This is a genomic window from Vibrio hepatarius, assembly GCF_043642085.1.
Lineage (GTDB): Bacteria > Pseudomonadota > Gammaproteobacteria > Enterobacterales > Vibrionaceae > Vibrio > Vibrio hepatarius_C.
Window position 1 is genome coordinate 468,813 of the sequence record NZ_JBHZSA010000001.1, and the last position, 16,451, is coordinate 485,263.

Annotated in this window: 16 protein-coding genes; all 16 read right to left on the minus strand. The window is 45.1% G+C overall.

Annotated features, from left to right (window positions below; all coding sequences use genetic code 11):
• Positions 1-12 precede the first annotated feature (12 nt).
• On the minus strand, positions 13-555 hold the full coding sequence (locus ACHUFZ_RS02095) for a peptidoglycan L,D-endopeptidase MepK (protein WP_394125665.1): 543 nt from the start codon (positions 553-555) through the stop codon (positions 13-15).
• Positions 556-770: 215 nt separating this feature from the next.
• A complete protein-coding gene (locus ACHUFZ_RS02100; RefSeq protein WP_394125666.1) occupies positions 771-2,324 on the minus strand; it encodes a L,D-transpeptidase family protein in 1,554 nt (517 codons plus the stop codon).
• Positions 2,325-2,429: 105 nt separating this feature from the next.
• A complete protein-coding gene (locus ACHUFZ_RS02105; RefSeq protein ID WP_394125667.1) occupies positions 2,430-3,506 on the minus strand; it encodes a DUF1513 domain-containing protein in 1,077 nt (358 codons plus the stop codon).
• Positions 3,496-4,527, minus strand: a complete 1,032-nt coding sequence (locus tag ACHUFZ_RS02110; RefSeq protein ID WP_394125668.1) for an imelysin family protein — start codon at positions 4,525-4,527, stop codon at positions 3,496-3,498. Before ACHUFZ_RS02110 ends, ACHUFZ_RS02105 begins: the two co-directional genes overlap by 11 nt.
• An 8-nt stretch (positions 4,528-4,535) precedes the next feature.
• Positions 4,536-5,930 carry a di-heme oxidoreductase family protein gene (locus ACHUFZ_RS02115; protein WP_394125669.1) on the minus strand — a complete coding sequence of 465 codons (1,395 nt, stop codon included), beginning with the start codon at positions 5,928-5,930 and terminating at the stop codon, positions 4,536-4,538.
• A 121-nt stretch (positions 5,931-6,051) separates the two neighbouring features.
• Entirely contained in the window at positions 6,052-7,314 is a 1,263-nt protein-coding gene (locus ACHUFZ_RS02120) for an imelysin family protein (protein WP_394125670.1), read from the minus strand.
• A 167-nt stretch (positions 7,315-7,481) separates the two neighbouring features.
• Positions 7,482-8,078 (minus strand): GTP cyclohydrolase II, encoded by a 597-nt coding sequence (locus tag ACHUFZ_RS02125; protein ID WP_394125841.1) that lies wholly within the window; start codon positions 8,076-8,078, stop codon positions 7,482-7,484.
• A gap of 204 nt (positions 8,079-8,282) precedes the next feature.
• Positions 8,283-8,456: a hypothetical protein gene (locus tag ACHUFZ_RS02130; RefSeq protein ID WP_004414321.1), complete on the minus strand. Its 174-nt coding sequence runs from the start codon at positions 8,454-8,456 to the stop codon at positions 8,283-8,285.
• Between the two features lie 320 nt (positions 8,457-8,776).
• Positions 8,777-9,250, minus strand: coding sequence for a DUF2947 domain-containing protein (locus ACHUFZ_RS02135; RefSeq protein WP_134833693.1), 474 nt, complete (start codon positions 9,248-9,250; stop codon positions 8,777-8,779).
• 19 nt (positions 9,251-9,269) lie between these two features.
• Positions 9,270-9,857, minus strand: a complete 588-nt coding sequence (locus ACHUFZ_RS02140) for an HD domain-containing protein (RefSeq protein WP_394125671.1) — start codon at positions 9,855-9,857, stop codon at positions 9,270-9,272.
• 1 nt (position 9,858) lies between these two features.
• The gene (rimJ, locus tag ACHUFZ_RS02145) at positions 9,859-10,437 is read right to left on the minus strand and encodes a ribosomal protein S5-alanine N-acetyltransferase (RefSeq protein ID WP_394125672.1); all 579 of its coding nucleotides are present in this window, start codon (positions 10,435-10,437) and stop codon (positions 9,859-9,861) included.
• 1 nt (position 10,438) lies between these two features.
• The gene (tyrR, locus tag ACHUFZ_RS02150) at positions 10,439-11,983 is read right to left on the minus strand and encodes a transcriptional regulator TyrR (RefSeq protein ID WP_394125673.1); all 1,545 of its coding nucleotides are present in this window, start codon (positions 11,981-11,983) and stop codon (positions 10,439-10,441) included.
• Positions 11,984-12,083: 100 nt separating this feature from the next.
• The gene (locus ACHUFZ_RS02155; protein ID WP_394125674.1) at positions 12,084-13,130 is read right to left on the minus strand and encodes a YcjF family protein; all 1,047 of its coding nucleotides are present in this window, start codon (positions 13,128-13,130) and stop codon (positions 12,084-12,086) included.
• Positions 13,127-14,503, minus strand: coding sequence for a YcjX family GTP-binding protein (locus ACHUFZ_RS02160; RefSeq protein ID WP_394125675.1), 1,377 nt, complete (start codon positions 14,501-14,503; stop codon positions 13,127-13,129). The genes ACHUFZ_RS02155 and ACHUFZ_RS02160 overlap by 4 nt, the downstream gene beginning before the upstream one ends.
• 117 nt (positions 14,504-14,620) lie before the next feature.
• A complete protein-coding gene (locus ACHUFZ_RS02165; protein ID WP_053438093.1) occupies positions 14,621-14,806 on the minus strand; it encodes a hypothetical protein in 186 nt (61 codons plus the stop codon).
• Between the two features lie 112 nt (positions 14,807-14,918).
• Positions 14,919-16,442: a fumarate hydratase gene (locus ACHUFZ_RS02170; protein WP_394125676.1), complete on the minus strand. Its 1,524-nt coding sequence runs from the start codon at positions 16,440-16,442 to the stop codon at positions 14,919-14,921.
• Positions 16,443-16,451: the final 9 nt, after the last annotated feature.

Below are 16,451 nucleotides of genomic sequence, written 5' to 3' on the forward strand. Positions count from 1 at the left end.
TCAATTTGGCGATTATGCCCAATAACGAACAGGTCCAGTATCAATATGAATAAAGTTGCTGCCCGGATAATAACCAACACCGCCAAACTTTAGCTCTCGCGCAATATCACGCACTTGCTTTAGATTAACCCCATCTAAGCGAAAATCGATTGCTTGACCTAACATGTGGTAACTCTTTTTCGCCACACCGCTCGACTTATTACGTAACGCTTGGTTAGTTGCAGGGGAACGGTAGCCGGAGATGATTTGTACTTCGGCTTCAACACCCAGCTCTTTCTGGATATCACTGATATGATCAAACAGACGCTTATCCATTGTATGTACTTCATTACGACGGAAGTCGCGACAAAGGTGATTCAAACGTCCTAGCTCTCTGACTACATAATCATGACCATCGAAATAACGCGTTTCTAATGCTTCTCGTGTATGGAGGTTAGTTAAGGCGAGGCTGCGCGGTTGATCTGGATACGACGCAAGTGCAATGCTTGGTGTACAAGCTGCAACTGCCAAACCACTTCCGGCCAGCTTAATAAACTCTCGTCGGGATAATGCCACGATAAAATACCTTCACAAATAAGTTCTAGAAATGTGTCAAACGGCGACACTACATAACTCTTTCATGAAGTTCAAATGCATAAACCATGCACAAAATGACATCAGGCCAACAATAACAAGCTTACTTATTGAACAGGTTGATAAAAAAGTGATAGAGGAAAAATTGTAAAAAAATGCCAATCAATGAAAAGCATCGATTGGCATCTATTTAAACATTAACCTTGCGGGTAAACTGGCTTGTCTAGGCGGTAAATATCTTCCCTATAGTGGACACTTCCTTCCTCATACCATGCCGTTTGGTAAATGATGTGCACTGGAACACGACTTTTTAGTGGAATGGATTGATTTGAGCTCGGCGGCTCATCAAGCTTCGCACTACGAGAAACACCCTGCGCTTCAATCAATCGCTCGGCAAAGACGTCCGCATTTTCTACTCGGATGCAACCCGAACTAAAGGCTCGCTGTTGACGACTGAATAAGCTCTTACTTGGGGTATCGTGGAGGAAGATGGCTCTTCTGTTTGGAGTATTAAACTTATATAGACCTAGAGCATTGCTATTGCCCGACTCTTGCGTCATTCGATAAGGGAATGAGCTAGGGATGAGCGTATCCCAATCAATAGTGTCAGGATCGATGATTTCGCTTGAGCCCCACTTCGGAATAATCTTGATGTTTTGCTTCGCTAAGTAGGTTCTGTCTTGCTGCATCTTAGGGATAATATCTTCGATCATAATCTTCCATGGAACATTCCAAGTCGGATTTAAGATCAATGAATCCAGTCTAATTTGCATCAAAGGCGTCGGACGCTCAATCTTGCCTACTACCACTTTCGACTCAAACACCTCTTGCCCTGACGACCAATAGGTCATTTCAAAACTTGGCACATTAACAACAATGATCGTGTCGCGCTGAGACGGCCAATAACGCACTCTTTCCGCATTAATCGCCAGTGTGCTCAGTCGTTTCTCTATCGGCAGGTTAATCCACTTGATGGTGTCAGGGCCAATAACACCGTCAGGTTTCAAACCGTGTAAGTTTTGGAATTGCTTTACCGCCACTTCTAATGTTTGGTCAAACCAACTAATGTCTTTTCTAACATCTATAAGGTCAACATCAACAATAGATAAGCGCTGAATCAACACATCTCTATTTTCTAATCGGTCCCCAACTCGTTTAAGCCCGACTTGGTGGTATGGCGGTGTGTTCAGCTTGTCAAACTTAATGATGTGCAAATAAGTATCAACTAGGTATTGATACTCTTTGGAGTCTGGCGTGTAACGTTCAATCAATCCCGCTAGTTGCTGTTGAGATATGCCTCTTTTAAGTGCGATCTGAGCACTTTTAGGAGGAAGTGGTAATGGACTTGATAAATTTTGTTCAAAAAACCAATACTTGCCATCGGTTTTAGCGGACTCGGCATAGCTTAGATATAGCAGAAGCGTGTCTGTCGCTAAGACATCATACTCATGCCAGCGATTGCTTTTACGATAAAACTGTAGGTAACTTAGTTGACGAGAAAACAGTGGGCTAAAGCCAGCATGGTCGATGACTTCTAATTGAAACTCTAGCTTGCTGCCCTGTTGCAAATCAAACCAAACCATTTGGTTGTCGTTTTCACGGTACACTTCTTCTACCGCTTGCGGGTATTGCAATAGACCATATAGCGGGCTATCTGATGGTAGCCAGCCAATTTGGTTAAAATACTGCGCGCCGAAAACTGCTGGTGTGAACAGGCTCAACACCAGTAGTTTGCAAATCCATTTTGCCATTCGAGATCCCTCTAACTCCTTGAACTTTTAGTATGGCAGAGTTAAAGATAAACAGAACGGCTTGTTTGTGAGAATTATGCCAGTAAAGTGTAAGAGTAAGCGTACTCATCCAATAACTGACCAATGGTTATCCCATTGAACGCCTGTTCGCGTTATCGTTTTGCTGCCGGGTGTTGTCTGACTGACGACACTACCGGCACCGGAGCTGACTCTAAATTCCTCACCCTGAACCACCACGCCTGAAGCATCTGGTAAAGGTGAGAGCTCGACTAGCTGCTGGGTATGCTTGGACCAAATACCGTAACAACTGCCTCGCGGAGACGTGGCGAGTATCCAATCGTCCGTCGCGGCAATGCTTGCTATATAGTGGTTAAACCTCGCCCACTGCTCTGGTTCCGCCTTTAATGGTGTTAATGCTCCGCCTTGAGTATGCATCGCCAGTAATGATGGGTACTCATCTGGCTCGCCGCGATACTGCTGACCACACAACACGGTCTTAGAACCATCATGAGCTAAATGCCTGATGCTCAACTTATTATCGGCGAGCCCTACTTGCTCTATCAATTCACCGTTTCGATCAAGATAGCTCAAGCTCGGTTTCATGGTCGCAATGTTTAGAGGCTCTCGACCATTGGTATGCACGCCGCCAACACCAATCGCTAATGTGTCATCAGGCATGACAATCACTTCATGAGGACCTAAGCCAAACTGAGAAAACTCCGCCACTTTTTCATAACCCGCCACTACATCATAGACGCCAATGATGCCACGACTGCTGCCGCGCTCACCTTCTGTCGCATATAACCACTGCCCATCATTGGAATAGACGCCGTGCCCATAATAGTGGCGGTTTTTATTTGCCACTCTTAGCTTAATCGTCTCGCCTGTTTGGTAATCAAACACTTGAAAATAGGTACCGGGTCTACGCGCAAAAGCCACCGCATGGTGTAATGCCGCATTTGAAGCGACGCCATGCCCCCTCGCAGGTAGCGCAATCTGACGTAAGGGCATTCCGGTAGAATCAGCAACAACCGCATTAAAACGGTCGCGCCCAGAAATAGAACAGCCAATCAGCACTGGCTTCGCGCTTTGCTCAGAAGTCACTGCGCAACCCACCAAAGGATACGCAGCGCCAAATAGCGCCGCTTTGAGTAATGAGCGTCTTGTAGTATCAGTCACCATCAGTTGCGTTAAATCCTATAATCACGCCAAGTTCTATCGCGACTTCTTCATGAATCAAATACTTAAGCTGTTCTAATTTATTGTATTGCGAATAGGCGGTTTGATAGCCGCGCTTGGTTTGTAGCAACTCAAACAGGCTCTCGTCAGTTGGCCAAGTATCTATCGCCATGGAGAATTGATTGGCAATGCTATCTGCTAAAGTCGATTTATCTTTTGCTCTTAGAATAGCATCAAGTCCATTTCCATTGGCAAAGTACAGCGCTTGCAGTGCTTCAAGGTTGGCTTTAAGGTTGGTCATTGACGTTTCTGAGCGCCAAGATTCAGCAAAGTACGGTCGAGGCTGCCCAAACTTAGCCAGAGGTCTGCTCATCTTCTTCATGCTGTATTCAAGTTGATTCGAAAGCAGCGCTATGTATTCAGAGTCCCACTGTTTTTCTTTTAGCTCTACCCAAGGGTTAGTTGCCCACGCCTGCGCGATACTAGAGGTATTCTGCGCAATGTTAGCGGCAATCGACTCCGCGGTAGAACATGTCGCAGGATTCGTGTTTAGATCAGAAGCTTTGTCATACAACAGCCATTCAATCGAACCAAGTCCCTGCACGGTGACACTTTGCTGCGAAATATCTGCAACGCTCCATGATTTCGGCTGTTTGATTAACGACCCCATCTTACGCCCAGTGGTGTTTTTCTTATCCGGCCAAAACTGAATGTTCCAGCTCTGCGCTAACGCTGATTCTGGCCCGCGCTCTTGGCCTTGCAGTGCCATCCACGCCACCATAGTTTGGTGCCACTGATTCTGAACGGCATCAACGCCTTGATTGGCCGAGCAATAACCTTTCATCGTTTGGGACAACTTCTCAGCTTCGTTTTTCAATCGCTGAGCAGACGCAAACTCAACCTGATAAACACCTTGGCTGAGATGGTTTGTCACCTCTGGCTTAAGCACATCACTATCGGTCGCTTGGCAACCAGTCATCAGTGCTACTATTGCTGCACTCAAAGTAAATTGTTTGAAATTCATCATTCATCCTATAAAGAATTCAAGAATGCGATTAACGCTTCTCTTTCTTTCTTGTTGAACTTTAAGACATTATTCTTGGCTGTTTCCGCTTCGCCGCCATGCCATAGTACGGCTTCCATCAAGTTTCGAGCGCGTCCATCATGTAAGAAATAGGTATGACCGTTCACTTCTTGCGTATACCCAATGCCCCAAAGCGGCTGAGTACGCCATTCTTGACCATTAGCTAGGTATTCTGGACGATTATCAGCTAGCCCTGGCCCCATATCATGAAGGAGCATATCTGTGTATGGATGAATAACTTGCTCCGATAGCGCGGGTAAGTTATCTCTTTTCGCTGTTTTCACACTGGTCTTGTGACAACTTTCACAGCCCGATTTAGCGAACAGTTCTTGGCCAGACTTCACTTGTGGATCATTGACATTGCGACGAATTGGAACCGCAAGGTGCTGTGAATAAAACTCTACAAAATCAAGGATGTTGTCACTAACCTCTGGATTGCCACCGTTCGGCATATCATCACAAATCGACTGCTTAGAAGTGCAGTTTTCATTGGGGAACAGGTTACTGGTTAAACCCACATCGCCATTAAACGCCGCCGCATTCTGCTGCATCAGGTTCGGTTGACCCGCTTTCCAACCAAATCGGCCAATGGCGAAATCCGCTTTTCTCACATCCCACACGACATTTGTCTTACCTGAGATGCCATCGCCATTAGCGTCATTCTCATCAGCCCACGCTTTTAGGGTTTCATCAGGGATGCTTTCTAATAAGCCCAGTCCAATCATTGGCGGTGCAACGCGCGCTGACATTTGGGTATCAGGGTGCATCTCGCCATAGCCTAAGTCGGTAATGGTTAAGTTAGGTTTACGTAGATTAACCACCGTCCCATCAGCAAATGTCACCGGTACGTCTTGGTAAGTAATATTAATGGTGCCTTCCGGCTTTTGGTCTTGCAAAGCGAAATCTTGAAGTTGTCCACCATAGGTAGGCTCTGGAATCACACCATCCTTAATAAATGCTTTTTTCTGCTCCGGCGTCATCGCTGGAATGCTTAATCGAACGAGCATTGATACTGCGTGCAGATCGTTTTCCTCAGGCGGGTGCCCACGACCATCTTTAATATGGCAGTTTTGGCATCCATTAGTGTTAAACAGTGGACCAAGGCCATCACGTGCATCGGTAGACGCCGGCGCTTGGACCCAAGGATTCCTGAAAAAACTGTTACCAACGCTAAAATCTAAACGTTTCGACATTGGCAGGTTACCTGCTGGCAAAGAAAAAGCATTTGCTCCATCCTTCTTCACAGAGGTATCACCACCTGACTTTACGTCGTAAGCAGCAACTGATGAAGAAACGCTGAGTAGCAACAAACTGAGAATGGCTGGTTTCGTGTACAACTTCATTACGATGACTCACTAAGCGGACATATCCGCACAAATTAAATGGGAATAATTCTCAAATAGATGACTTATATAAAACGTCAAAAGGGCTCTAATGAGCCCTTTGTATTCGTTCGAGTGCTACTTAAAACTCGTGATCCGCTGTGTCTGGGTTCAGACTGTTGATACCAACAATTTTCGCTGCACGTTCAATTTGTGTCGTTTGAGCAACCAGAGACATGATTGTGTCGTTAACTAGCGCATTACCTTGCGTATTGCCTGAAGCTATTAGCTGGTCAAAGAACTGGCCATTTTTCTCTGCAGAAGTGACTAGCTGACCGACTTGTGAACGTGTCACATCAAATTGCTTTTGAATCTCTTGCGCTGCTTGCTTGTCTTGTTGTGCTACTAGGTCGTGGATGCTTGGACCTGAAAGCAAAGTGCCATCTTCACGCTTGTATAGACCCGTGTATACGTTATAGATGCCTTGCTCGTTGTAGTAATGAGAGTTGTGCGTGTTATCTGAGAAACAGTCATGCTCATCTTCAGTTGAGTTTGCCTCTAGAGCAACTTTCATACGCTCACCCGCAAGCTCACCTAGAGATAGTGACCCCATGCCAAATAGCATTTTGCGAAGACCGTTTTCCGCTGAATCGTTTAGTAGCTCTTCACGGTAGTTACCTTTTACGTCAGCAGACCACTGGTTTTCCATCCACTCTAGATCTTGAACAAGAAGCTCAGCTGCTGCTTTCAAGAAGTCACCACGACGATCACAGTTACCATTGGTACACTCTGAACCAACAACGAAGTCAGTATAAGCACGCTGACCTGCACCCGCATTAGTGCCGTTTAAGTCTTGGCCCCATAGTAGGAACTCGATTGCGTGGTAACCTGATGCTACGTTTGCTTCAGAGCCACCAACTTCGTTTAGATCAGCAATCAATTCAGGAGTGATCTTTGCTACATCGAGTTTTGATGCACCGATAGTCAGCTCTGTGTTCGCAACGATATTTGCGTTTGCGCCTTCATTACCTAGTTCATATTGGTAGTCAGAAGAAACGTAATCGATCAGGCCTTCATCTAGTGGCCAAGCGTTAAGTTGACCTTCCCAATCATCAACAACCGCGTTACCAAAACGGAATACTTCAGACTGTTGGTACGGTACGCGAGAAGCAAGCCATACTTGCTTTACTTGTTCAAATTTTGCTGCAGTTGGGTTAGCGAGAAAAGTGTCGATTGACGCGTCTAGCGCTTTTGCGGTCGTCACAGAGTCGGCAAATACTGCGTGAGCCACGTCTGCATAATGCTCAACGACTTGATCTTTCGTTACGCTAGCTGCGAAAGCAGAACCGCTAGCGATCAAGAGTGAAGCTGCGACAGATTGAGCTAATAGAGTTTTAACATTCATTGAAAAGCGTCCTTGTTGAGCTTAATAATTATTCTGATTTATTAGTGCTAATCATTATCATTTGCACTACTGATGCGAATAATACAAACTTACAATTTTTTTGCAACCCAGAAACGAAAAAAGCCTCACAAAAGTGAGGCTTTTATCAACATAGGCTTTTCAATACGTTAGAGATCTAGATTGTGCTTACCGTGAGAGACTTTCGCTTGTAGGTAGCCTTCATTGCCATCTTTAACGTGCGCAGATGTATTGACAACTTCTTCGATCTCAATCCCGTACTCTTTCAGATCATTGACCTTTTTCGGGTTGTTGGTTACCAAACGAATTCGCTCAGCACCGAGTGCTTTCAGCATCTGTGCTGCTTCAGTGAAGTCACGAAGATCGTCACCAAAACCAAGGTGATTGTTTGCTTCGTAAGTATTCATACCTTCACTTTGAAGCTTGTAAGCGTCTATTTTGTTGTATAGGCCAATCCCACGCCCTTCTTGTCGTAAGTACAAGATAATGCCGCCGGATTCACCCATACGATTGATCGTTTCATCAAGTTGCTCACCACAGTCACAGCGTGATGAGTGGAACACGTCACCAGTAAGGCACTCTGAGTGCATTCGGACAAGTGGCGCTTCTTGGTTTTTATCAGCTTGCTTAAATATTACAGCAACGTGCTCTTTTTCTGTTTTCAATCCATGAAAAGAAAGTAGCTCCGCATCGATGTTACTGTTTACACCTACTTTGAAGTCGACTCTGGCTCTTACTTCCGCCATATTTTTACTCACTTGAATCTCTATGTTTTTATTAAGTGTGGGATTTATCAAAAAGATCTCACTTTGAAACTAACTATGGGGACTCTTGCCACAGAATTCAATGGTTAGTTTGATAATTGTTATAATATAACAATTTGAGCTTTGGGCAATAAAAAACCTCACAATAGTATTGCGAGGTCAGAGATTGGGTACTGCGAATAGAGATTAGTCTTGCTGGTGCTTCCAAACTGAATGTTCAATCCATAACGTTTCAAGCTCTCTTAGCTCTTCTTCGCTCAAGAATGACAGCGTCGGCTTTGTCTGAGGCAGTGCATAGGCCTGAAACGCACTTATGTGTGCGTAAAAGTCAGTACGTAATTGAGATATATTTAAGTTCACTGCTCTTCCCTAAGACGATTGATTGCTTAAAACTGCTCATTGGATTAATAATTCTTATAAATGATAACAAATTACAGTATTTGCGCAAAAACACCGTCTATTTCTGAGCTAAAAGTCACATTTTCGTTGTGGTTTTACTCTTTACAATTCATGAAGTTACACGATCAATTTTGATCATTTAAAACAGTTCAACATCATCAAATAGATCATCCTTATTTGAGTTTATCCGTCCACTAACCATATCCTCACAACACGTCATTTTGGCATCGCAAAATTTAGTTAAAAAAAGAGCCGCCTTAGCGACTCCTGTTGTTGTGATATTACTTACGAGAACCTAGTTTTACGTTACCGTTACCATCAAACCATAACGCCTCGTTACGACGACGGCCGATAAGAATAGGACCATCATCGTAGAATAGAAAGTTCTTCCAACACTTTTTAAATGTCGACCATTTGGTCTCAATTACATTGTATTTTTCATAACAAAAGTAGACAGTTACGTCATCTTGCCAATCAATAAACTCAAGTATTGCCTCTGGCAAGCTTTCGTCATCAGACTCCCACGCGGCCATCCAATCAATTGTTTCCTTCCAGTTCGAGTCGTTCATCGGCCAATCAGAAGAGCTCAAACGATCCGCATCTGGACTCTGCGCACTAATATTCTCTTGCCATAGCTGTGATGACCTAGCCTGAGTCATCGGTTTAATCGCTTGTAGCTGTTCCTCAGCAACCGGCATTGATTGGTGCGTGAAAATCCATTTTCTTTGGTATTCATCCAAAGTTAAATACGACATTTAATAACCTCTTAAAGCACTATGCTTTTAGCCAACCATTATTGGTGGCTTCTTCAATAATTTGTTTCGCTTTATCCCACAGCGCCTCTGAACCAAACTGGATCTTTTGGTTGACGGTTAACGCTTGCTCTCTGGTAACACCATGCTCCTGCCAGCTTTGGCCCTGATTATGGTAATTGAGCAACATAGGAATAATACGATCGAGCGCTTTGGCAAACTTGGCATCAGCGCTGTTCGCCGATTCAAATTCAGTCCATAACTCGAACAGTTCTTCGCCCTGCTCTTGCGGTAACATGCCAAATAGACGCTGGGCAGCTTTGAGTTCTTTTTCTTCTTGCTCGGCTGATGCGGCCGTGTCATAAACGAAGAGATCACCAGCATCAATTTCAACCACATCATGCAGAAGCAGCATTTTAACGACTCGTGAAATATCTACCGGCTCATTGGCATGCTCTTCCATTAGAATCGCCATCAACGCCACATGCCAGCTGTGCTCCGCACTGTTCTCTAGGCGTTTGTCTGCGCTTTTTACACGAGTACGTCGCAGCACAGACTTAAGACGATCCAACTCCATCAATAGAGCCAGTTGTTTCTCTAACCTTTCCATCTTAGACATCCTTCCAATGTGGGTTCACTATTGACGTTAAGTTATGATCTTCCCACTGACCATCAATCAATAGGTACTTTTCAGCAAAGCCTTCTTTAACGAAACCCGCACGTTCTAACACCGATTCGCTACGCTTATTCCTAGGCATGTAGCTGGCCATAATGCGGTGCATATTTTGGATTTTAAACATGTAGTTCACGGCCATTTTCACCGCGCGAGTCATCACACCACGCCCCTGAGCACTACGGGCTAACGAGTAGCCTAAGTTACAAGCGTGAAACGGAAAACGAGATACGTTACTAAACGATACCGTACCGAGCATTTCGTTGGTTTCTTTATCTAAGATGATCAAGTAGTACCCAAGCCCCATTCGATGTAACTCATTGAGCTTGACCAAGCGCTGCGTCCAACCTGCTTCGGAATAAAATGCATCTTCGCGCTTTGGTTCCCAAGGCTTCAAATGCGCTCGATTTGCGATAAAGTAATCAGAGATTAACTTGCCATCCGTCGGCTCAGCAGTGCGGATAACAATATCTTCATCCACTTCATAAGCTTGAGTTGGCGTACTGACTCTTTTCATACTAGTTTTTACGAATTCCATATTCACGAAGTTTGTTCGCCACAGAAGTGTGTGAAACGTTCAAGCGCTTAGCTAGTTTACGGCTGGATGGGAATGACTGATATAAGCGGCCAAGTACTTGAGACTCATACTCTTTCATGATTTCGTCAAGTGAACCGTCGAGACTTAATACTGGACCATTGGCACTCGGTGTATCCAGTTGTGGCAAGTGGAATAAATCGGCGGTCAACTCATCACTTTCTAGTTCAGTTAATGCGCGTAGAACCATATTTTCCAATTGGCGCATATTTCCTGGCCATTGATAACTCACCAGTTGATCAACAAGGCTATCTGAAATTCTAGGTTTAGAAATACCAAGTTGGGACACATACTTGGCAATAAACAGCTCTAGTAATGGAGTGATATCATTTGAGCGCTCGCGCAAAGGCGGGATCTGCAATGTCAGTACATTTAGGCGATAGAATAAGTCTTCACGGAAAGAGCCTGACTCAGCAAGGTCTGCAAGGTGATGACGCGTTGAGGCGATAACACGAACGTCAACATGTATCTCATCTTCTTCACCGACACGACGGAAGCGGCCATCTTGAAGCAAACGCAGCAACTTAATTTGTAGGTGCGGGCTCATTTCACCGATCTCATCTAAGAAGACCGTACCACCATTAGCTTGCTCAAAAATACCTTTGTGGCCTTGCTCGTGGTTAAACGAACCAGGTGCATGACCAAATAATTCTGTTTCAGCGACATCATCAGGCATAGATGCGCAGCTTAAAACTAAAAATGGATTGCCAGCACGATGAGAACGACTGTGGCAAGCTCTCGCGAGCATCTCTTTGCCCGTTCCTGTTTCACCTTGAATCAACAAAGGTTGATCAAGCATAGAGAGTTTTTTCGCCTGACTAATTAACGCTTTATGTCGGTTCGAGGCACCAACAAAGTGTTCAAAGCCTAAGTTGTTGTGCAGTGGGAGAGAGTCATCAAACAGCGGTTTATCTTGCGTTGAACGAATGATCATTACCGTACTAGCAAGCACTGACTCTTTGGCTTCGTTGGTAATGTAAACCGGCATGATTTCCATCATGTAGTCTAAACCACGAATAACAATCTCTTCTCGCTGACGAGTAATATTACCTTCTGCCCATTTTGCAAAGTTGAAGCTCGGCAGTAGCGTGGTAATTTGATGGCCAATCATCTCACTCTCTTCACTGGCAAACAGTGAAAGCGCAGCATGGTTCGCCATATCAACGTGACCTTTTAGATCAATCGCTAAAACGGGTTCAGGGAGATTATTAAGAAGTGATATAAGCTCATTATTGTGACGCTCAATCGGCATGAATTGGATCTTTCGAACATCCTTAACACCTGCAATACGGCGAATCTCAGCCATGAGCTCGCTAAAGGTATCAAAGTCGATATCCGGACAATTGAGGTAAATAATCCCGGTGACATCGATTTCGATACCACGGAGATCAAGGTTCTTGGAAGCAAGAATATCGAGTAGTTCACGAGTCAGACCAAGTCTGTCCTCACAGAAAACTTCTAAGCGCACAGATGAGTTCCTAACTTAGGTGTCACGAAAAGTTGACAGTAGTTTCTCTTAAGCCTAGATCCTCGTCAAGCAAACTGATATTACCTGCTTCACATTCGCACTATTTGATTGTTATTGCGGCGACTTTTTCAACAATTTGCTTTCTAATTGCCCCCAGTTTTACTTGGCGGTCTTTATGCCAAGGAATTGGGCGCAATAGAGCCATTGCTTTAATCCCCAGCCTTGCGGTTAGAATGCCGACCCCTAGCCCCTGCCCTGCACGAGCTGACACTTTGCCAGCAAGGTCCATCGACATCAGATCCATACTCGCATCAATGGCAAGTTCACTCGCTCCTGCAGCGGCCATGTTGATTAACGTTGCTTTGAATAGTTTTAGTCGCGACCAATACCCTAGCTCAACGCCATAGATCTCCGCTAAACTGTCTATCATTTTGAAGTTTCGCCACGCGACAAGCAGCATATCTGCGACGGCCAGTGGGCTGATCGCAACAAGGGCCGCCGACTCGGTGGCATGCTGAGACACCACTTTCGTTGCTGCTTTATCTTGCTCTGACACTACCATTGCATCGTACATATCCAACACTTCAGCATCACTGTGAGAAGCGTTAATGCTGTTTTTCCAACGGTCATAGCTTGGTGATTCAGGTTTGATTCCAGACTCACGCGCAATCGATTCACAGAACGTTTTGCCTTTGCCGACACTGTCGGATTGGATTAGTGCTTCGCTTTGCTCTTGGACACTAAAGTGGTTACGTAGCCTGCGCAATTTAAACAGCTCTTTGCCTATCGCACCGATCCCAAGTAGGGAGATTGTGGCGATAAAGCCTGCCCAACCCAATGCTAACCAATCAGAGGTTTGCACTGCCGTCACGACGCTATCAATCGCCTGCCAGCCGACTAATCCGGAAAATGCCGTCAGCAGGCCAGTCACCATCCATTTCGAACCTGAACGAGGACGGATCACTTGGCTTAAGCGCGCTTCCTCTGCAGAGTCCTCATCGCTATGAACCTCTGCTGGTACGAACTTATCCTGCTGCTCGAACTGCATTTGCGCGGTAATCTCAATACTTTGATCATCATGCGACTGTCCAAATGACTCTTCAAACACCTGCTTCTGCTTTAATATCGTTTGTTCTGGTTCGGTCATTTCAGCTTGTCTCCAATCAAAAACTCTAAGGCTTTATCCATACGGATATGCGGTAATGGCTCATCTGAGGAGGCTTTCCTTGGCCTAAATGCGGTAAATTCAAACCCCTGCTGTTGCCAATACGCTTGCTCAGGAAGCTTCTTCGGCACTTCCCCTGGAAATACAGTTATCGCCTGCTCATCAATGGTCGTGCCTTGCAATGCCGGATAAGCTTGCTCACCTTTATTGATGAAACCCGCTTGCGTCGCCTGAATTGACGCCATTGTCATGCAGCTCATTTCAATATTTTCATACGAAGCACTTTGCCATGCTGGATGAACCATTTGTTGTAACAAAGAGACCAAGTTTGGGTGCTGCTCTGGCGTAACGTGATCCGCTTTCGTTGCAGCAAACAATATTTTGTCTATTCTTGGCGCAAATAAGCGCTTGAGTAAGTTGCTGCGGCCATAACGAAAGCTATGCATGATTTGCTCTAGTGCGTGGCGCATATCTTGAAACGATTCATAACCTGCATTTAGTGGTTGTAGGCAGTCCACCAGCACAATCTGACGATCAAAGGTTGAAAAGTGGTGTTTATAGAACGCTTTCACCACCTTCTGCTGATACTCATGGTAGCGAGCTTTTAGCATGGCTAAGTTCGAACCCTTGCTGGCTTTAGCATTATCATCTACGCGACAAGGGAAAAACTGCAGAACTGGCGCGCCTTCCAATTCGCCCGGCAAGACAAATCGACCCGGTTGAACCCAATGCAAACCTTCACGCTTACATGCATAAAGAAATTCGGTATAGCTTTGCGCTACGTCAGCAACCACTTTTTCATTCAACGGCTGTGAAACATCTAGCTCTTCCAGCTTCTCTAACCATGCCTGAGCAAGTTCTTTTCGCTTTCCGGTTAACGCTTCAAACTGGCTTTGAGACCATTGCTCAAAGTCCATATTCAATAGCGGCAAATCCAGCAACCACTCGCCGGGATAATCGATGATGTCAATATGCAGTGTCGAGGTGCTGCCAAACAATTTTTTGGTCTTTTTCTTCGGTTTATATTTGAGCGCAAGACGTATTTCACTCACATCTCGTGTCGGCTCTGGCCATTTGGGTGGATGGGAATGCACATGCTCCATTGCATCATCATAAGCAAAGCGAGGCACCATCATATTGGTTTGCGGTTCTCGTTTTGCCCCGACCAATCGCTTATCTCGCGATGCCGCAAATAGGGGCAAGCTATCATGAGTAGAAGTATGAAGTAATTGATTCACCAAGGAGCTAATAAACGCCGTTTTACCTGCTCTAGAAAGGCCAGTAACAGCAATACGTACGTGGGAGTCCATACTACGGCTGATTAAATCATTCACTTCTTGAGTAATTTGCTTCATTCACGATCTCTTAAAATTCAGTTCGATACTAGCTTAACGAATCTAATATTAATCTTATATGAACAAAAAAGCCTCCGATAAATCAGAGGCTTCGTAAGAACTTATAAAGATTATTAGTTAATCTTCTTCTATCAATTTATAAATCACAAACAGTGCGATTTCTAACAAACCAAACAGCACACACGTAATCGTTACGTATTTTTCATCAAAGATACTGATGCCGTGAAGAATCAAGTCATAACCGACGAAGGCACCAATAACAACCGCAATAATCAGCTGTAGGATTTGAATAAAACGAGGCATTTGAGCTCCTGACGTATAGTTTTACAATTATTCGAGTATATAGACAAAAGGTGCAGTTTTACCCGCACCTTTGTCAAATGTTTGCTAACTAAATCAGCACTTTCTCACAATCTTATGCTTGAGATTCCATCTCTTGGATTTTCACTTTCCAAGTGTCCGGACCAATCTGGTGAGCGTTAGCGCCTTCTGAATCCACCGCGACTGTCACAGGCATATCTTCTACTTCAAACTCGTAGATTGCTTCCATGCCTAGATCTTCAAACGCGACAACACGTGCTTTCTTTATTGCTTTAGCAACTAGGTAAGCTGCACCGCCCACCGCCATTAAGTAAACCGCTTTGTGCTTCTTAATTGACTCAACCGTTGCAGGGCCGCGCTCCGCTTTACCAATCATGCCCATGATGCCGGTTTCTTCTAGCATCATGTCAGTAAACTTATCCATACGAGTCGACGTCGTTGGGCCAGCAGGACCTACAGCCTCATCACCTACTGCATCAACTGGGCCAACGTAGTAGATAAACTTGCCTTTGAAGTCGACACCTTTCGGAAGACCTTCGCCATTTTGCAGCATAGTTTGAATCCGTTTATGCGCAGCGTCACGACCCGTTAGGATCTTGCCCGATAGCAGAGCCGTCTCACCGGTCTTCCACTGTTCAACGTCAGCCTGAGTCACTTCATCAAGATTAACACGGCGTGTGTTCGCACCTGCTTCCCAAGTGATATCTGGCCACTCTTCAAGTTTAGGTGGCGTCAAGTCCGCAGGACCAGTGCCATCAAGCGTGAAGTGTACGTGACGCGTTGCCGCACAGTTAGGGATCAAACAAACTGGTTTAGAAGCCGCATGTGTTGGCGCCGTTTTGATCTTCACATCAACAACAGTTGTTAGACCGCCTAGGCCTTGCGCACCGATACCTAACTTGTTCACGCGATTGAAGATATCTAAACGAAGCTCTTCTTCAGCATTTTCAGGGCCACGATCGATAAGCTCTTGGATATCGATGTGTTCCATTAAAGATTCTTTCGCCAGTACCGCCGCTTTTTCAGCCGTACCACCGATACCTATACCTAGCATGCCCGGTGGACACCAACCTGCACCCATCGTAGGTAATGTCTTTTCTACCCACTCAGCAACATCATCAGATGGGTTTAGCATCACCATCTTAGTCTTGTTTTCACTACCGCCGCCCTTCGCTGCGATTTGAATTTCAACTTTATCACCCGGTACCATATTAATGTGAACAACCGCTGGAGTGTTGTCTTTGGTATTAATACGTTTACCAGCAGGATCCATTAGAACTGAAGCGCGAAGAGGGTTATCTGGGTTGGTGTACGCTTGACGAACACCTTCATCAACCATCTGCTGAACAGTGAGATCCGTCGAGTCCCATTTAACAGCCATGCCGACGTTAACAAAACAAGTTACGATCCCCGTATCTTGACAGATCGGACGATGCCCTTCTGCTGACATACGCGAGTTAATTAGGATTTGAGCGATCGCATCTTTTGCTGCTTGGCTCTCTTCACGGTGATAGGCTTTTTCTAGGGCTTGAACAAAGTCTAATGGGTGGTAATACGAAATGTATTGAAGCGCATCAGCAACACTGCTGATCACATCCTGCTGGCGAATTACGGTCATTGCATGCCT